This is a genomic window from Microbacterium sp. KR10-403 (assembly GCF_040196215.1).
GTDB lineage: Bacteria > Actinomycetota > Actinomycetes > Actinomycetales > Microbacteriaceae > Microbacterium.
The window spans coordinates 426,109-442,964 of sequence record NZ_JBEGDC010000004.1; the positions used below are offsets into that span (position 1 = coordinate 426,109).

Consider the following 16,856-nt stretch of genomic DNA (forward strand, 5'->3'; position numbering starts at 1 on the left):
CCGCGAAGCGACGGCGGCAGGCCGAGACGCCGCCTGGGCGCGCCCGTTCGCCGTTCAGAACTCAGCAAATCTGTGCGGTTCACAACCCGAATCGGGAGTCCTGCGGCTGCCGGAGCACTTTCTTGCGGAGTTCTGAACACGTCCGCCTTGGCACCGAACGTCGGCCGCAGCGTCCCGATCAGTACTCGGTGCGCGACTCCAGATGCGCCCACGCCGTGAACGGGGCGATGCGCTCGTCAGGCGGAAGGGCGATGGATGCCGCCGCCCGCACAGCCTCGGGCCGCGGCATCCACCATCCCTCAATCGAGCAGCTCGGCCTCGATCACGTCGTCATCGTCCGGGCCTGCGGCGGGGCCCGACGACGTCAGCACCAGCTGCCCGTCGTCGGCCGCGACATCCACCCGCACGATGTCACCGTCGTGCACGTTGCCCGACAGCAGCGCCATCGCCAGCCGGTCCTGGATCTCGCTCTGGATGAGCCGCCGCAGCGGCCGCGCGCCGAACGCCGGGTCGTATCCGCGACGAGCGAGCCACGCGCGCGCGTCGGGCGTGACCGCGAGGGTCAGCCGGCGCTCGTGCAGCCGCTTCTGCAGCTGGTCGACCGACAGCTCGACGATCTGGGCGAGGTCGTCCTCCGACAGGGCGTGGAACATCACGATGTCGTCGAGACGGTTCAGGAACTCGGGCCGGAACGACGCCCGCACCAGGTTCATGACCTGCTCACGCTTCTGCTCGCTCGAGAGCACCGGGTCGATGAGGATCGGCGAGCCGATGTTGCTGGTCAGGATCAGGATGACGTTCTTGAAGTCGACCGTCCGCCCCTGGCCGTCGGTCAGCCGTCCGTCGTCGAGCACCTGCAGCAGCACGTCGAAGACCTCGGGGTGCGCCTTCTCGACCTCGTCGAGAAGCACGACCGAGTACGGCCGACGCCGCACGGCCTCGGTCAGCTGGCCGCCCTGCTCGTAGCCGACGTATCCCGGAGGGGCGCCGACCAGGCGCGAGACGGAGTGCTTCTCGCCGTACTCCGACATGTCGATGCGCACCATGGCGTGCTCGTCGTCGAAGAGGAACTCGGCCAGGGCCTTGGCCAGCTCGGTCTTGCCGACGCCGGTCGGCCCCAGGAACAGGAACGAACCGGTCGGGCGATTCGGGTCGCTGATGCCCGCGCGCGAACGCCGCACCGCGTCGGAGACGGCCTTGACCGCCTCCTTCTGCCCGATGAGGCGCTTGCCCAGCTCCGACTCGAGGTGCAGCAGCTTCTCGCTCTCGCCCTGCAGCAGACGTCCGACCGGGATACCGGTCCACGACGCGATCACGGCGGCGATGTCATCGTCGGTGACCTGCTCGTTGACCATGCGCGGCTCGGTCGGCTGCTCTTCGGCGCGCTCGGCTTCGGCGAGCTGCTCCTGCAGCTTCTTGATCGTCTCGTACTCCAGCCGCGACGCCTTGGCGTAATCGGCCTCGCGCAGCGCGCGGTCGCGGTCGATCGTCGCCTGGTCGAGCTGCTTCTTCAGCTCGCCGACGCGGTTCAGCCCCGCGCGCTCCTTCGCCCAGCGCGCTTCGAGCCCTTCGAGCTCTTTCGAGGCCACCGCCATCTGCTCGCGCAGCTTGGCCAGGCGCTCCTTCGAGGCGTCGTCCTTCTCCTTCTTCAGCGCCAGCTCTTCGAGCCGCATCCGGTCGACCTGACGCTTGAGCTGATCGATCTCGACGGGGCTCGAGTCGATCTCCATCTTCAGGCGGCTCATGGCCTCGTCGATCAGGTCGATGGCCTTGTCGGGCAGCTGGCGGCTCGGGATGTACCGGTGGGAGAGGGATGCCGCGGCCACCAGCGCGCTGTCGCTGATGGTCACCCCGTGGTGGGCCTCGTACCGGCCCTTCAGCCCGCGCAGGATGGCGATCGTGTCTTCCACGCTGGGCTCGCCGACGTACACCTGCTGGAAGCGGCGCTCCAGCGCGGCATCCTTCTCGATGAACTCGCGATACTCGTCGAGGGTGGTGGCGCCGATGAGGCGCAGCTCGCCGCGGGCGAGCATGGGCTTGAGCATGTTGGATGCCGCGACCGACCCCTCGCCGCCGCCCGCGCCCATCAGCACGTGCAGCTCGTCGATGAAGGTGATCACGCGCCCCTCGGACTCGGTGATCTCCTTGAGCACGCTCTTCAGGCGCTCCTCGAACTGACCGCGGTACATCGCGCCGGCCACGAGCGCCGAGATGTCGAGCGCGATCAGCTCCTTGTCCTTCAGGGATTCGGCGACGTCGCCCGCGACGATGCGCTGCGCGAGGCCCTCGACCACGGCGGTTTTACCCACGCCGGGCTCGCCGATGAGGACGGGGTTGTTCTTCGTGCGCCGGGTCAGCACCTGGCTGACGCGGCGGATCTCGCTGTCTCGCCCGATGACCGGGTCGAGCTTGCCCTGGCGGGCGCGGTCGGTGAGGTTGATGCCGAACTGTTCGAGCGGGCTCTGCTGCTCCTCCTGCCCGGGCTGGGGTTGTGCGTTCATGTGTCTCCTTGAAATCTGCGGGACTCACGTCATTCGTCAAACTTGAGTCGCTCTGGCTCAAGTTTACCAGCGGGTGGATGCCGCGGCAAGGGGCGCCCGCAACGGCACCATCACACCCTTGCAGTCGCTAGATCTGTAAGGGAGAATCAAAATCGAAAGGAATCTCATGCCGACAGCAACCATGACCAGCAAGGGGCAGATCACCGTTCCGAAGGAGGTGCGCGACGACCTGAAGCTCGTCGCGGGTTCGCGCGTGATGTTCGTCAAGCTTGCGAACGGGCGCTACACGATCGTGCCGAAGACGGGATCGATCAAGGACCTCGCGGGCGTGCTCTACAACCCCGATCAGCCGCCCGTCTCGATCGAGCAGATGAACGATGACATCGCGGACGCCGCAGCAGAGCATGTCCTGCGGAGCACGCAGAGGTGATCGGGCTCGATGCGTCACTGACCGGGCTCGATACGAACGTCCTGGCACGCTACGTCGTTCGCGACGATCCGGCACAGTATGAAGCCGCCGCGGCCGTCATCGCAACGCTCACTCCCGACAGCCCGGGACTGATCACGCACGTGAGCCTCGCCGAGCTGTCGTGGACGCTCGCGCGAACGTACAAGATGTCGAAGGAAGCACGCCTGGCGATCGTGCGCGCCTTGATCCAGGCGGACGAGATCGAGTTCGAAGACGGCGAGGGCGTCGTGCGCGCACTCGCCCTCGCCGAAGACGGCGCGGACTTCGCCGACGCCCTCATCGCGACCACGATGGAGCTGTTCGGCGCCGACCGCGTCGTGACGTTCGACAAGGCCGCCGCGAAGCACCTCGGCTGGGAGCTGCTCGTCTGACGGCGCCCTCCCGACGACCCCATAGACTCTGGGGGTGACCGAGAGGCGGCATCCATGAGCACTCCCCTGAACGGTTCGCCGGCGAATCCCCCTGCTGCGCCGCCCCGCCCCGACCTCTCGCCGGCCGCACAGACGCCGACCAACGCCCAGCCGCCCACACCCGCATATCCCCAGGTACCCGCCTACGCGCAAGCGCCCGCGCCCGCCTACCCGCAGGCGCCCGCCTACCCACAAGCGCCCGCCTACCCGCAGGCGCAGGCACCCGCCTACCCGCAGGCGCCCACACCGGCCCAGGCACCTGCGCCCGCGTACGCCCAGGCGCCCGCGCCCGCCACGATGCCGCAGGCCGCGCCGGCCGGCGCGGCTCCGCAGGCCGCGGCATCCACTCTTCTCTATCCGCCGCCGAGCGGTCCCGCCTTCACCGGGCAGGCACCGGCCCCCGCATACGGCGCTCCCGTCGGGGCCGCGCCCGCGACGGCCCCGTCGACCCGCAACAACCTCGGCGTGACCGCCATGGTCTCGGGGCTCACCGCGGTCGTGCTGAACATCATCGGCCTGGTCACCGAGAGGATCCTGATCCACGGGTATGACGGCACGTCCGCCTACCTCGAGGGGCTGCGGACCAGCTCATACATCTTCGCGATCTGCGTGTCGCTGCTCGCCCTGGTCGCCGTGATCTGCGGCGCCGGGGGCCTCGCGCTGAAGGGCCGTGGCAAGGCCGCCGCCGGCATCGGCCTGGGCATCGGCATCGCCGTGGTCGCGGCCTCGGCCGGCGCGCTGATCACCGGCACCCTCACCCTCACCTGAGCTGCGGCGCGCGCCTCAGTGCTCGGCGCCGAGCCGCGTCACGACGTCGAGCAGCGTCTCGGCCGACCGGGGCCAGCTGAACTGCGCGATGTGGTCGGCCCCCGCGGCGACGATCGCGCCCCGCGCCGAGGCATCGTCGAGCGCGGCCACGGCCGCGGCGAACTCGGCGGGGTCCTCGGCATCGACGTACAGCGCCCCGGGGCCCGCGACCTCGTGGAAGATCTCCAGATCGCTGACCACCGCCGGCACGCCCAGCGCCAGGGCCTCGGCGATCGGCAGTCCGTAGCCCTCGTCGAGGCTCATCGTCACGAGAACGGCACGGTCGGCCAGCAGCCGGGCGTATTCGGCGTCGGTCACGCCGCCGTGGAAGACGACGTCGGCCCCCTCGGGGATGAGCGCCTCGAGCTCGGCCCGGCGGCCGGGCGAGATGCGGCTGAGCAGATGCAGCGTGCGCCCGGGCAGCCGCCCCATGCCGCGGATGAGTGCCTCGACGTTCTTGTACGGCATGAACGAGCCCATGTAGACGAGGTTGCGGGCTCCGCCGATGACCTCGACGCCCTCCGGCAGCACCGCGCGCAGCTGCTGCGGGGCGTCGGGCACGACGACGACCGGTCGCTTCGTGAGCCGCACCTGCGCGAACTGCCGTTTGCTCGTGCGGCTGACGGTCGCCACGACGTCGGCGGCGTTCAGCGTGATGCGCTGCGGGGTGTACGACAGGTGGAACAGCCGCCAGCCCAGCCGCACGAACCCGGGCAGGTCGCGCGGGGGCGTGCGATGCCGGTAGTAGATCATGTCGTGCAGGGTCAGGATCAGCCGGAACCGCCGACCGATCGTGCCCATCGTCTGCATCGGCGTGAACACGACGTCGGGCCGATGGCGGTTCAGGATCAGCGAGGTCAGCGGTTCGCGCAGCGCCGTGGGCGCATGGATCTTCAGCACCCGGGCGCCGTCGGGCAGCAGCATCCTCTGCGCGTCGTCCCAGATGAGGAAGACCACATCGACGCCGCGCGCGGGCGCCTGCGCGAAGACGGCGGCGGCGAGGTCGGCGGAGTACCGGCTGATGCCGTCGTGGAAGTCGGTGCGGATGTAGCGGGCGTCGAAGAACAGGCGCATTACAGCGGGTCGCCCCGATACAGGTTCTCGAAGGTGTCGAGGGTGTTCTGGATGTCGTGGATCTCGACGCCCTCGAGCGACGCGCGCTGCATGCGCAGGTACTCGGCGTCGTCGGCCGTGAGCACGGTGCGGATGCGGTCGGCGAGCGCGTCGACGTCACCGGGCGGGAACAAGTAGCCGTTCTCGCCGTCGTGGATGAGATGCGGCAGCGCGACCGCGTCGGCGCCGATGACCGGCAGGCCCGATGCCATGGCCTCCATCGTCGCGATCGACTGCAGCTCGGCGATCGACGAGATGACGAACACGTCGGCGCGCGTGTACGCGGCGCGCAGCTCGTCTTCGGGCACCTTGCCGTAGAACGTCACCCGGTCGGCGATGCCCAGCTTCGCGGCCAGCTGCTCGAGCTTGTGCCGCTGGTCGCCGCCGCCGACGACGTCGAACACGACGTCGAGCTCGGGCACGAGCTTCGCGATGGCCTGCAGCGTGACATCCACGTGCTTCTCGGTGGTCAGCCGCCCGACGAACAGCACACGACGGTGCTCTCGCGGCGCGAGGTCGGGCGTGTAGTTCGCCTTGTCGATGCCGCAGCTGATCGGGATGACGCCGTGGACGTCGATCGTCGACTCGAGGAAGTCGGCGGCCTTGCGCGTGGGTGTGGTCACCGCACGCGCCATCTTCAGGGTGCGCTCGGCGTCGTCCCACGCAAGCTTGAGGAACACCTTGTCGAGCAGGGGCGGCAGCGTCGTGAAGTCGATGATGTTCTCGGCCATCACGTGGTTGGTGGCGACGATCGGGATGCCGCGCTTGCGCGCCTCGCGGGCGAGCCCGCGCCCGATCACGATGTGCGACTGGATGTGCACCACGTCGGGTGTGATCTCGTCGAGGACTCTGCGGGCATAGTGCTTGCTCATCCACGGCAGCACGAAGGTGAGCCAGTCGTGCGGATACCAGCGCCAGGACGGCAGCCGGTGCACGGTGATCGCCTGTCCCTCGACCTGCTCGACGAACGTGCCGTGGTGGCGGTGGCCGATGCTCGGCGCGGAGACGTGCACGTCGTGGCCGCGGGCTGCCAGCCCTGCGGCGAGGCGCTCGGCGAAGCGTGCTGCGCCGTTCACGTGAGGGGTGAAGGTGTCTGCGCCGATCAGGATCGTCAGCGGACGCGCGGGTGCGGCGGGAGTCACGGTGGAGTGGGTGCCTCTCTCTGCTTGACGCACGGCGGTGGCCGCACGCCGCTCACCACTCTAACCCCGCCCCGCGACGTTGCCTGGGAGCCGGGCCGCCCCTTCCGGGCGCATCTCCAGCACCGCCGCCTACGCTGATGCCATGGCGCGACTTCAAGCCGACGCATCCCCCACTCTCTGGGTGCCGGTCACCGGCTCACTCGGTTTCAAGGGACGGCGGCATCGCAAGGCGGCGATCCGGATGCTGCTGCAGCAGGCGAGCGGATCCACGGGCGTGCAGGCCGGCGGCAAGGCCTTCGCCTGGCTGATCAGCCAGGCGGCGCCGCTGATGATGCGCAAGGCTGACGGGCGTGTGCTCGTGTGGATGTGGAAGGACGATCCCGGGCTCGTCGTCGCGATGGCACAGCTGCAGGAGGCCACGCCGCAGATCCGCACCGCCCGCGCGATGATGCCGATGGAGTACGACGACACCGTGTCGTTCCGCAATCCGCATCTCGGCGAGGGAGAGAAGCTCGTGATGAAGATGCCGAGCGACCAGACGAAGCCGCCGTTCGCGACCTATACGTGGGACATGGGCACGCACTTCGTGACGCTCACCGCGGTCGGCGCCGATCGCGAGCGGTTCGGCACGGTCGACGGCTCGCTCGACGACCTCGCCCGCACGCTGCGCGTGGTCGATGACCTCACCGTCGGCGAGGCCGACGTGCTGCGGCTCGACCCGAGCTGATCAGTCTGCGATGCCGGCGACGGTGGTGTCCCCGCTCAGCCATCGCAGCCACGTCGCACCCGGGTCGCCCTCCATCACGAGCGCGCGCACGAGAAGCGTCAGCGGGATCGACAGGATCGCCCCGAGCGGGCCGATGATGAACGTCCAGAAGATGACCGAGAAGAAGCTCAGCGTGAGGCTCAGGTTCACGGCATCCGACACGAACTTCGGCTGCACGAGCACCTGCAGCACGACGTTGACGACGCAGTAGATCGCGATCACCGCGAGCATCATGGGCCAGCCGCCGACCACGAGCGCCAGCAGCGCCGGCGGGATCAGGCCGATCACGAACCCGATGTTGGGGATGAAGTTCGTCACGAACGCGAGGATCGCCCACACGATCGGCGCGGGGATCCCCAGCCACCACAGCGCGAGCCCGTCGAGGATCGCGACGATGGCGCCGAAGCTCGCGTTGACGATGTAGTACCGGCGCACGCCGATGTTGAAGCGCTGGAAGCGCTCGACGGTGGGGCGGATGCCGCGGCCGAACTCGTGCTCGGCGCGCGCGTACCGGGCCCCGTCGACGGCCATGAAGATGATGTAGGCGAGCACGAAGAACAGCGCCATGAGCACGTTGACCACCGTGCCGCCGAGCGAGGTCACGTAGGAGAGGATCTTCGACGCGTCGAGGAAGGTGGCCGTGGCATCCGACACCTGCTTGTCGAGGCCCAGCGAGCTGAGCCACGCCACCAGGTTCTGCCCGGTCGTCTCGAGGTCCTTCGCGTAGTCGGCGACCAGGTGCGCGAACTGGATGCCCGCGAACACGAGCAGCAGCACGAGGAAGATGAGCACGATGTAGGCCACCGCGATCACCGCGGTGGTCGCCAGCCAGCGCGGCCAGCCGGCGCGCTCGAGCGGGTGGCGCAGCGGGTGGCAGATGATCACGATCACCGCACCGAGCGCGAGCGGCCCGACGATCTCGCGTGCGAACCAGAGTCCCGCCAGCGCGATGACAGATGCCGCCAGGATCAGCAGCACCCGCAGGGCCGGGCTCAGCGCGGGTGCCGATGCCTCGACGGGCTGGTCGCGAGATTTCATCCGGCCAGCGTATCGGGCGGGCGCGACCCGGTGCCATGATGAGCGCATGAGCGATCCTCTCGCCGCCGAGTGGTGGCCGCAGCCCGACCTCGCACGCCGTCTCGAGCAGGGGCGCGCGCGGCGCGCCAAGACCCCGCGGCGCGCGCTCGCCGAGCTGGGTTCCGGCCGCCGTGATCCGCTGGGCATCCTGCACGCGCAGAACGAGACGCGCCTGCCCGACCTCGTCGCCCTGCGCACCGAGCGGATGAGCGCGAGCCCGTTCACGTTCTACCGCGGCACGGCGGCGCTCATGGCGGCGGATCTGGCACAGGGACCGTCGAGCGGCATCCTCGTCGCCTCCTGTGGCGATGCACACGTCTCGAACTTCGGCTTCTACGCCGCGCCCTCACGCGAACTCGTCTTCGACCTCAACGACTTCGACGAGGCCGCGTGGGCACCGTGGGAGTGGGATGTGAAGCGTCTCGTGACCAGCGTGATCATCGCCGGGCAGGCGACCTCGCGTGACGACGCGGTGGTGCAGGATGCCGCGCGCACGACGATCCGCGCCTATGCCCGCGCCCTGCGGGCCGGGGTGGAGCAGTCGCCGACCGACCGGTACTTCGCGCACTTCACGATCGCCGCCTCGCTGGAGGCGCTCGACAAGCGCTCGCGAAAGACCCTGAAGGCCGCGACGCGCGAGGCGCGCAAGCGCACCGGCGAGCGCGCCGCACGGCGCACCACCACGGTCGGCGACGACGGCCGGCGCGTGTTCATCGAGAATCCGCCCACCATGACGCACGTCACCTCCGACGTCGTCACGGGTGTGAAGGAGTACGTCGAGGAGTACGCGCGCACCGCGGACGTCGACATCCGGCTGCTGCTGCAGAACTACACGATCGCCGACGTCGCGCGGCGCGTGGTCGGGGTGGGCAGCGTCGGCACCCGCTGCTATCTCATCGCCCTGCAGGACGGCGACGGCCACACCCTGCTGCTGCAGGCCAAGGAGGCCGGGCGCAGCGTGCTCTCGCAGTACGGCGGTGTCGAGCAGCCGACGACCGTGTCGGAGTACTCGGCCCAGAACGGCCAGGGCGGGCGGGTCGTGGCTCTGCAGCGCATTCTGCAGGCGGCATCCGACCCCTTCCTCGGGCACTTCCGCTCGAGCGCCGGAATCGACCTGTACGTGCGCCAGTTCCACGACATGAAGGGCGGCATCGACATGGACACGCTCGACGACGTGCCGTTCGTGCGCTACGCCGAGGCGTGCGCGGCGGTGCTCGCCCGGGCGCACGCGCAGTCGCCGACGGCGGCCGAGGTGGCCGGATACGTCGGCGGCGGCCGCAAGATCGCTGAGCCCCTGCTGGAGTGGGCGTACGCGTACGCCGCGCTCTCGCGCGAGGACTACGACGCGTTCCTGGATGCCGCGGCCGCGGCATCCACCCCCGCTGGCTGATCTTCCGCCCTGGCCTCACCCCGCGCCAATCGGTGAGAGTGCAACTGGTGGACGAAGAAGCGGTTGCTTCCCTCTCTCTCGGCGACCAGTTGCACTGTCACGGTTCAGGGGGCGGGAGGCAGACCGTGCTCGGCGAGCCAGGCGTCGCGCGTGGCCGGGGTGGTCTGCAGCAGCCACGCGTCGGTGATCGTCTCGCGCAGGAGCTGCAGGTCGATGCCGCCGAGTTCGGTGAGCACCGCGGGCCATCCGTTGAAGTGCGGGATGTCGAAGAACGCGTCGGGAAAGGTCTCGAGCAGCGCGGCCTTGCCGTCGAGACCGTCGGTGCGCACGGCCACCACGAGGCCGTCGGGCCAGGTGCGGCCGAGGGCCGCGAGTTTCTGCAGGTCGGTCTTGCGCGGGCCGCGCTCCCAGACCACCTGACCGGCCTTGGTACGCCAGGCCGGGGCGCCGTGAGGGGTCGTCGTCTCGGTCACATCGGGGAACTCGGCGCAGATCGCGCGCACATCGTCGAGCGTCGCCATACGGCGATTGTCCTCCCGCGCCGCGGCGGCGTCCACCGCGAGTGGGCGATAAAACTTACCAGCTGGTCTATTTTGCGTTAGGCTCCCTCCGGGCCCGCATCGGAGCGGGTCCGGAACCGGAGGTGCCGATGCCTGCTCGTCCCCTGTCCCGTCTGCTCGCCGTCACCGGGCTTGTCTCTCTGGCTGCGACCGTCGCCGTCGCCGTGCCGGCGAACGCCGTGGCCGCATCGACGGGGACCACACCCGCCGCGACCACATCGACCGCAGCCGCGGCCTCGGCCGCGGCATCCCTCACCACCCTCCACTTCGCCGTCACCGTCGGCGACGACGACACCACGCGCTGCGATGTCGTGGGCGACCTGTACACACCGGCCGGCGCGTCGCCGAGCAGCCGCGTGCCGGCCGTGCTCATGACCGACGGATTCGGCGGGTCGAAGGACGGCGTCGCGCCCATGGCGACGATGTTCGCCCGGCTCGGCTATGCCGTGCTCGCATACTCAGGACTGGGCTTCGGCGGATCGACCTGCCCTGTCTCGATGGACGATCCGCAGCGGGACGGGAAGGCCGCAGAAGACCTCGTCAGCTACCTGGGCGGTGCCGACGGGATCGCCTATGAGGACGCCGCACACACCGAGGCAGCGCCCACGCTCGACATCGTCACGATCGATCGCCGCGCTCACGACGGCACCCACCACCGGAACGATCCGCGCGTCGGGATGGTCGGAGGCTCCTATGGCGGGGCCGTTCAGCTCGCGGCGGCACCTGTCGACCCGCGCATCGACGCCATCGTGCCGACCGAGACCTGGAACGATCTGAGCTACTCGCTGTTCCCCAACGGCACGGCCACCACGACGGGCGTGTCGAGCACAACGCCTGGTGCGATGAAGATCCACTGGGGGCTCACGCTCGGGCTTCTGGCGTCGGCGACGGGAACCGGTGTCGACGGCACCCGGCCCGCGGCCCTGCTCGGCTGCGAGCACACCATCTCGGCCGTCTGCCAGACGCTGGTCCACGGGGCGCTGCAGGGATATCCCTCGCCGAGCGACCTCGCCGCGCTCCACCGCGTGTCGCCGGTCTCGTATCTCGAGGATGTCCGCGTGCCGACGCTGCTGATCCAGGGCGAGCGCGACACGCTCTTCAACCTCAATGAGGCGACCGCGACGTTCGAGACGCTCCGAGCACAGGGCACACCCACCGCGATGATCTGGCAGCGCTCGGGGCACACCGAGTCCGAACCCGCCGCGGGCGACATCGACTGGAGTGCACCCGATCCCGCCCAGTACACGACCGGCCGCATGGTCGACTGGATCGCGCACTACGTGCGCGGGGCGGACGTAGGCACCGGACCGCTGTTCGCCTACTACCGAGACTGGGCCGACGACGACACCGACCCGACCGGAGCCGCCGCGTTCGCGGCATCCGACACCTTCCCCGTCGCCGATGCGGACCCGCTGTATCTGTCCAGCGGCGGGCACCTCGTGCATGACCCGCGCGACATCATCGCCGGCACCTGGGGGCTCGTGACGCCCGCTCTCGGGCTGCCGACCAGCGCAGATCCCACCGACATCCTCGACGATCTGCTCGACGGCAGCCTCGGCACCGGAGCCGAGGCGGACGCCCCGGGAACCAGCCTGCAGTGGACCACCGGAGCGCTCGACGCATCGCTCGACATCGCCGGTTCGCCGACCCTCGACCTCACGGTCTCGTCCCCCGGTGCCCTGCTGACGCAGACGCTCGGGGCGCGCGGCGAGCTCGTGCTGTTCGTGAAGGTGCTCGACGTCGCTCCCGACGGCAGCGCCGCACTGGTCGGCCGGCAGGTCACGCCCGTGCGCATTCCGGACGCGTCCCGGTCGTTCACGACCCGGCTCCCGGGTCTCGTGCACCGATTCGAGGCCGGCCACCGCATTCGCGTCGTGGTGGCCTCGGGGTCGGCGAACTATCGGGGCGGCCTGTTCGCCCACACGGTGACGGTCACGACCGGATCGGCCGGTCAGGTGCTGACACTGCCGAGGCTCGACGAATAGCGGTCGGGATGCCGCAGGCCGGCGAGCCGCGTCAGGACGCGGTCTCGTCGCGCTCGGCGTCGACGTCGCGCCCGGCTGCGGGCCGCAGCTCGGCCACCGGATGCGCGGCGGCGGGCTTGACCCCGAACAGCGCGGTGACGGCGTCGGCGAACTCGCCGGCGCGGCCCTCGGCGGCCAGCTCGCGGGCGCGCACCGACGGCCCGTGCAGCAAGACGCCTGCCAGATGCCGCAGCGCCGCCTCGGTCTCGGGCGTCGCGTCGCCGCGCTTGCGCGCCCACGCGATCTCGCCGTCGAGCACGTCGAACACGTGCGCGCGCAGCGCGACCAGCGCGGGAGTCACGGCGTCTTCGGCGGTCGCCCGCCGATACTCGGCGAGTGCCTCGTCGACGAGCGTGCGCGCCTCGTCGGTCGCGCCCAGCTCGGGCAGCGGTGCGTGCGCGCGCAGCGTCTCGAGGTCGAGCAGCTCGGTGTCGGGCACCATCGACACCTCGGGGTCGACGTTGCGCGGCAGTCCCAGGTCGATGATCAGCCGACGCTCCAGGGCGCCCGGCAGTGCGCGTGCCGAGGCGAGCAGCGCAGCATCCACGATCACCCGCGGCGCGACGCTGCACGCCACGACCACGTCGCTGTCGGCGAGGGCCTGCTCGAGCCCGTCGACCGGCACCGCGGCGATGTCGTGGCTCGCGGCGAAGGTCGCGGCCCGTCCGGTGCGCGAGTACACGCGCACGTCGGTGACGCCGCGGTCGCGCAGGGCGGCGAGGCTCGCGCCGGCATAGCGCCCGGTGCCCACCAGCAGCACGCGGGTCTGCGCCCAGTCGGTGATGCGCGTCTCGGCCATGTCGAGCGCGAGGCGCACGACCGAGCGGCCGGCGCTCGACAGCTCGGTGCGGTTCTTGACGCCGCGCGACGTGCGCGATGCCAGCTGGAACACCCGCTCGAGCTCGCGGCTCGCGGTGCCGCGCTCGCGCGCGCCCTCCAGCGCGCGACGCACCTGACCGGCGATCTCACCCTCGCCCACGACGATCGATTCGAGGCCGCTGGCCACCGAGATCGCGTGCTCGGCGACGGCCTCGCCGTGCAGCAGGATGCCCGATTCACGCACCTCGTCGCGCGCGAGACCGGTCGCTGCGGCGACGGTGTCGGCCAGGCGGGTGGATGCCGCCTCCCACGACGACGCGTCGGCCGCGGCATCCCGCACATCGAGGTACACCTCGAACCGATTGCACGTCGACAGGATCACGCTGCCGTCGACTCCGGGCACCGGCTCAGACAGTCGTGCCGTCACTTCGTCGGCACGACGCTCGAGCCGCTCGACGACGTCGAGGGCTGCGGAGCGGTGGCTGGACGAGAAGCAGAGGAGCACGGGATTGAAGGATACCCCGCTCACCTGTGCCGTTCCGTCAGGACGCCGGGTCAGGACGTCGGGTCACGGCGCCGGCGCGACCGTCACCGGGATGTCGAGCGAGCCGTAGATGTCGGGCATGATGACCCGCACGCTCGCGTCGCCGGGCGGCGCGTCCACGGGAACGGTGATGTCGACGTGCAGTTCGCCGAGGTCGTCGGTCGGCCGCGTGGTCGTCAGCGGCGTGGTCTGCCCGTTCTGAACCCAGACGAGGTCGACCGACGTCCAGGGCGGGTCGGTGTGCGCATTCGTGTCGTTGCACGGCGCGAAATACCGGCCCTCCAGAGAGATGGTGCCGCCCGGCGCCGCCCTGGCCGGTGAGGGCGAAGCCTCCGGTGCGACGCAGGAACCCTCGGCCGACCCACCGAACAGACCGCCCGACGCGCACCCCGCGAGAACGAGGCCGGCGGCGACGATGCCCGCCGCGCTCAGGGACCGAAAGTGCGCCATCGTCGCCTCCTCGCCTCGATCCGCTCACGATACGCGCGCGGCCGCGTACGCGAGATGACGATTCGGCCACGATCCGCGGGCACGGCGCCCACCGGGCGCAGCGCGGCATCGGCGCCCACCGGGCGCAGCGCGGTATCGGCGCCCGCCCCGTTTGCCACGGCTTGCCCGGGAGCCGCTCCCATCCCGGTCTGCGAGAATCGGCCGGGTGAGTGCCCAGCCTGACCGCGCCCCGCTGCCCGCCGACCATCCGCTGACGACGGGGGCGACATCCACCTCCCCGCTCGTGCAGGCGTACCGCGGTGTGCGCGGCGCGACGCTGCCGGTCTGGTTCATGCGCCAGGCCGGACGCTCGCTGCCCGAGTACCGCGAACTGCGCACCGGCCTCGGCATGCTCGACACGTGCCTCGACCCGGCGCTGGCGAGCGAGATCACCCTGCAGCCCGTGCGCCGACACGGCGTCGATGCGGGCATCTTCTTCAGCGACATCGTCATCCCGCTGCGCCTGGCGGGCATCGGCGTCGAGATCCAGGCCGGCACCGGGCCCGTCTTCGACCGCGCCGTGCGCACCGCCGCCGACGTCGACGCGCTCGTCGCGACCGGCACGCTGCAGGCCGACGATGCGGCGCTCGAGCCGATCCGCGAGGGCGTGCGCCGCACGGTGGCCGAGCTGGGCTCGACCCCGCTCATCGGCTTCGCCGGCGCACCGTTCACGCTCGCGGCGTACCTCGCCGAGGGTCGCCCGTCGCGCGACCACCTCGCCGCCCGCCGCCTCATGCACAGCGAGCCCTACGCGTGGGCACGGCTGCTGGCCTGGTGCGCCGACGTCACCGGAGCGTTCCTGCGCGCCCAGCTGCTGGCCGGCGCCAGCGCGGGCCAGCTCTTCGACTCGTGGGCGGGGTCCCTCAGCCGCGCCGACTACGCGCGCCACGTCGCACCCGCATCGGCCCGTGCCCTCACGCACGCGCACGACCTCGGCGCCCCACTCGTGCACTTCGGCCTGAGCACCGGCGAGTTCCTGACCGAGATGCGGGATGCCGGAGCCGACGTCGTCGGCATCGACTACCGCCTGCCGCTCGATGAGGCAGCGCGGCGCCTGGGCGGGTCCGTGCCGCTGCAGGGGAACATCGACCCCGCGCTGCTGGCCGCCCCCTGGTCCGTGCTCGAGGAGCACACGCGCGACGTCGTGCGCCGCGGACGCACCGCCCCCGCGCACGTCGTGAACCTCGGTCACGGCGTGCCGCCCGACACCGACCCGGCCGTGCTCACGCGCCTGGTCGCTCTCATCCACGAGCTCGGCGCCGAATGACCCGCGTCGTCGTCATCGGCGGGGGCGCGGCGGGGCTGGTCGCGGCCCGTGAGGCCGCGGCATCCGGCGCCGACGTCACCGTCCTCGAAGCGAGGCCGACCGTCGGCGGCAGCATCGCGGGCCACACCGTCGCCGGCCTCACCCTCGACGCGGGCGCCGAGAGCTTCGCTACCCGCGGGGGCGCCGTCGCCCCGCTGCTCGACGAGCTCGGACTCTCGGACCTGATCGTCTGGCCGCACATCGCCGGCTCGTGGCTGCACCTGCCCGACCGCACCGTGCCGTCGCCGAAGGGCGGGTTGCTGGGCATTCCGATGGACCCACAGTCACCGGAAGTCGTCGCCGCGATCGGGGTGGATGCCGCGGCCCGCGCCGCCCGCGACCTCGACGATCCGCTGCCCGAAGGATTCGCCCCGGCGACCCTCGGCGAGCTCGTCCGCACGCGGATGGGCCGGGCCGTGCTCGACCGGCTCGTCTCCCCGGTCGCCAACGGCGTGTACTCGACGCCGGCCGACGACCTCGCCGTCGACGCGATCGCGCCCGGGCTGCGCGCGGCGCTGAGCCGCACCGGCTCGCTCGCCCGGGCCGTGCGCAAGCTGCGCGGCGGCAGCGCAGCCAAGCCGGGATCGGCCGCCGGCAGCCTGCGCGGCGGCATGTGGACGCTGATGTCGGCACTGGCCGACGACCTCGTCGCCCGCGGCGGCCGGGTGCTCGTCGACGCGCCGGTACGCGGCATCCATCGCGACGGCGACGCCTGGCTGGTCGACGTCGATCGCGGTGAGACCCTGCGCGCCGACGCAGTGATCGTCGCGACCGCCCAGTCGGCAGCGGTGCGGCTGCTGGGCGACCTGATCCCGCCGGCGGACTGGCCGGCGCCCACCCGCGTCGACCTCGCCACGCTCGTGCTCGACGCGCCCGAGCTCGATGCCGCCCCGCGCGGCACCGGGCTGCTCGTCGCCGACGACGCCCACGACGTGGTCGCGGCCAAGGCGCTGACGCACGCGAGCATCAAGTGGGCGTGGGTCGCCGAGCAGGCCGGCTCCGGCCGCCACGTCGTGCGCCTGTCGTACGGCCAGGCCGGGCACCGCAGCCAGGCTGCGGATATCGACGACGCGGCGCTGCAGGAGCTGGCGATGCGGGATGCCGCGGCCCTCCTCGACGTCGAGCTCGAGGCCGCGCAGCTGGCCGGATTCGCCCGCTCGACCTGGACGAACGCCGTCTCGCTCGCGGCCCGCGGGCAGGCCGAGCGCGTCGCCGCGGTGCGCCAGGCGGTCGCCGCGGTGCCCGGGCTGGACGTCGCCGGCGCCTGGGTCGCCGGCACGGGCCTTGCCTCGGTCGTGCCCGACGCGCGGGCCGCGGCATCCCGCGCCGTCGCACGCTGACCCGCCCGTCGCCCCGCCCCGCCCCGCGCACCCCCGCGCCGCGACATCCACCCCCTGTCGAACAGTCGCTTTCGGCGGGTACATCTGCGTCTCGGTTGC

Annotated in this window: 15 protein-coding genes; 8 read left to right on the top strand and 7 right to left on the bottom strand. The window is 71.2% G+C overall.

Annotated features, from left to right (window positions below; all coding sequences use genetic code 11):
- Window positions 1-299 precede the first annotated feature (299 nt).
- On the bottom strand, window positions 300-2,501 hold the full coding sequence (locus ABMQ42_RS11265; RefSeq protein WP_349723081.1) for an ATP-dependent Clp protease ATP-binding subunit: 2,202 nt from the start codon (window positions 2,499-2,501) through the stop codon (window positions 300-302).
- A 166-nt stretch (window positions 2,502-2,667) separates the two neighbouring features.
- On the opposite strand from ABMQ42_RS11265, the gene ABMQ42_RS11270 reads away from it, so the two are divergent.
- The 3 genes from ABMQ42_RS11270 to ABMQ42_RS11280 are packed head-to-tail and all read left to right on the top strand — an operon-like array spanning window position 2,668 to window position 4,148.
- Window positions 2,668-2,931 carry an AbrB/MazE/SpoVT family DNA-binding domain-containing protein gene (locus tag ABMQ42_RS11270; RefSeq protein ID WP_349723082.1) on the top strand — a complete coding sequence of 88 codons (264 nt, stop codon included), beginning with the start codon at window positions 2,668-2,670 and terminating at the stop codon, window positions 2,929-2,931.
- Complete coding sequence (locus ABMQ42_RS11275) at window positions 2,928-3,341, top strand: type II toxin-antitoxin system VapC family toxin (RefSeq protein ID WP_349723083.1); 414 nt, start codon at window positions 2,928-2,930, stop codon at window positions 3,339-3,341. The genes ABMQ42_RS11270 and ABMQ42_RS11275 overlap by 4 nt, the downstream gene beginning before the upstream one ends.
- A 54-nt stretch (window positions 3,342-3,395) precedes the next feature.
- Window positions 3,396-4,148 carry a hypothetical protein gene (locus tag ABMQ42_RS11280; RefSeq protein ID WP_349723084.1) on the top strand — a complete coding sequence of 251 codons (753 nt, stop codon included), beginning with the start codon at window positions 3,396-3,398 and terminating at the stop codon, window positions 4,146-4,148.
- Between the two features lie 15 nt (window positions 4,149-4,163).
- Here the strand turns inward: ABMQ42_RS11280 and ABMQ42_RS11285 are convergent, their stop codons facing one another.
- Together ABMQ42_RS11285 and ABMQ42_RS11290 are read right to left on the bottom strand one after the other, a co-directional pair.
- The gene (locus ABMQ42_RS11285) at window positions 4,164-5,261 is read right to left on the bottom strand and encodes a glycosyltransferase (RefSeq protein ID WP_349723085.1); all 1,098 of its coding nucleotides are present in this window, start codon (window positions 5,259-5,261) and stop codon (window positions 4,164-4,166) included.
- A complete protein-coding gene (locus ABMQ42_RS11290; RefSeq protein WP_349723086.1) occupies window positions 5,261-6,442 on the bottom strand; it encodes a glycosyltransferase in 1,182 nt (393 codons plus the stop codon). The genes ABMQ42_RS11285 and ABMQ42_RS11290 overlap by 1 nt, the downstream gene beginning before the upstream one ends.
- 142 nt (window positions 6,443-6,584) lie before the next feature.
- Between ABMQ42_RS11290 and ABMQ42_RS11295 the strand changes: the two genes are divergently transcribed.
- Window positions 6,585-7,169, top strand: a complete 585-nt coding sequence (locus ABMQ42_RS11295) for a hypothetical protein (protein WP_349723087.1) — start codon at window positions 6,585-6,587, stop codon at window positions 7,167-7,169.
- Here ABMQ42_RS11295 and ABMQ42_RS11300 read toward each other — a convergent pair whose 3' ends face one another.
- A complete protein-coding gene (locus ABMQ42_RS11300) occupies window positions 7,170-8,246 on the bottom strand; it encodes an AI-2E family transporter (RefSeq protein WP_349723088.1) in 1,077 nt (358 codons plus the stop codon).
- A gap of 46 nt (window positions 8,247-8,292) precedes the next feature.
- Between ABMQ42_RS11300 and ABMQ42_RS11305 the strand changes: the two genes are divergently transcribed.
- The gene (locus ABMQ42_RS11305; protein WP_349723089.1) at window positions 8,293-9,675 is read left to right on the top strand and encodes a DUF2252 domain-containing protein; all 1,383 of its coding nucleotides are present in this window, start codon (window positions 8,293-8,295) and stop codon (window positions 9,673-9,675) included.
- A gap of 104 nt (window positions 9,676-9,779) precedes the next feature.
- Here ABMQ42_RS11305 and ABMQ42_RS11310 read toward each other — a convergent pair whose 3' ends face one another.
- The gene (locus ABMQ42_RS11310) at window positions 9,780-10,196 is read right to left on the bottom strand and encodes a hypothetical protein (RefSeq protein WP_349723090.1); all 417 of its coding nucleotides are present in this window, start codon (window positions 10,194-10,196) and stop codon (window positions 9,780-9,782) included.
- Between the two features lie 128 nt (window positions 10,197-10,324).
- Here ABMQ42_RS11310 and ABMQ42_RS11315 point away from each other — a divergent pair, with 128 nt between their 5' ends.
- On the top strand, window positions 10,325-12,220 hold the full coding sequence (locus ABMQ42_RS11315) for a CocE/NonD family hydrolase (RefSeq protein ID WP_349723091.1): 1,896 nt from the start codon (window positions 10,325-10,327) through the stop codon (window positions 12,218-12,220).
- A 31-nt stretch (window positions 12,221-12,251) separates the two neighbouring features.
- Here the strand turns inward: ABMQ42_RS11315 and ABMQ42_RS11320 are convergent, their stop codons facing one another.
- Window positions 12,252-13,583 carry a glutamyl-tRNA reductase gene (locus ABMQ42_RS11320; RefSeq protein WP_349723092.1) on the bottom strand — a complete coding sequence of 444 codons (1,332 nt, stop codon included), beginning with the start codon at window positions 13,581-13,583 and terminating at the stop codon, window positions 12,252-12,254.
- 63 nt (window positions 13,584-13,646) lie between these two features.
- A complete protein-coding gene (locus ABMQ42_RS11325; protein ID WP_349723093.1) occupies window positions 13,647-14,072 on the bottom strand; it encodes a hypothetical protein in 426 nt (141 codons plus the stop codon).
- A gap of 205 nt (window positions 14,073-14,277) precedes the next feature.
- Between ABMQ42_RS11325 and hemE the strand changes: the two genes are divergently transcribed.
- On the top strand, window positions 14,278-15,378 hold the full coding sequence (hemE, locus tag ABMQ42_RS11330; protein WP_349723094.1) for a uroporphyrinogen decarboxylase: 1,101 nt from the start codon (window positions 14,278-14,280) through the stop codon (window positions 15,376-15,378).
- On the top strand, window positions 15,375-16,757 hold the full coding sequence (locus ABMQ42_RS11335) for a protoporphyrinogen/coproporphyrinogen oxidase (RefSeq protein WP_349723095.1): 1,383 nt from the start codon (window positions 15,375-15,377) through the stop codon (window positions 16,755-16,757). The genes hemE and ABMQ42_RS11335 overlap by 4 nt, the downstream gene beginning before the upstream one ends.
- The last annotated feature ends 99 nt before the right edge of the window (window positions 16,758-16,856 follow it).

Bases quoted from the DNA above. Each gene is read 5' to 3' on its own strand.
- ABMQ42_RS11305 (WP_349723089.1), top strand. From the start codon at position 8,293: ATGAGCGATCCTCTCGCCGCCGAGTGGTGGCCGCAGCCCGACCTCGCA.
- ABMQ42_RS11265 (WP_349723081.1), bottom strand. From the start codon at position 2,501: ATGAACGCACAACCCCAGCCCGGGCAGGAGGAGCAGCAGAGCCCGCTC.
- ABMQ42_RS11280 (WP_349723084.1), top strand. From the start codon at position 3,396: ATGAGCACTCCCCTGAACGGTTCGCCGGCGAATCCCCCTGCTGCGCCG.
- ABMQ42_RS11310 (WP_349723090.1), bottom strand. From the start codon at position 10,196: ATGGCGACGCTCGACGATGTGCGCGCGATCTGCGCCGAGTTCCCCGAT.
- ABMQ42_RS11315 (WP_349723091.1), top strand. From the start codon at position 10,325: ATGCCTGCTCGTCCCCTGTCCCGTCTGCTCGCCGTCACCGGGCTTGTC.
- ABMQ42_RS11335 (WP_349723095.1), top strand. From the start codon at position 15,375: ATGACCCGCGTCGTCGTCATCGGCGGGGGCGCGGCGGGGCTGGTCGCG.
- ABMQ42_RS11325 (WP_349723093.1), bottom strand. From the start codon at position 14,072: ATGGCGCACTTTCGGTCCCTGAGCGCGGCGGGCATCGTCGCCGCCGGC.
- ABMQ42_RS11300 (WP_349723088.1), bottom strand. From the start codon at position 8,246: ATGAAATCTCGCGACCAGCCCGTCGAGGCATCGGCACCCGCGCTGAGC.
- ABMQ42_RS11270 (WP_349723082.1), top strand. From the start codon at position 2,668: ATGCCGACAGCAACCATGACCAGCAAGGGGCAGATCACCGTTCCGAAG.
- ABMQ42_RS11285 (WP_349723085.1), bottom strand. From the start codon at position 5,261: ATGCGCCTGTTCTTCGACGCCCGCTACATCCGCACCGACTTCCACGAC.
- ABMQ42_RS11295 (WP_349723087.1), top strand. From the start codon at position 6,585: ATGGCGCGACTTCAAGCCGACGCATCCCCCACTCTCTGGGTGCCGGTC.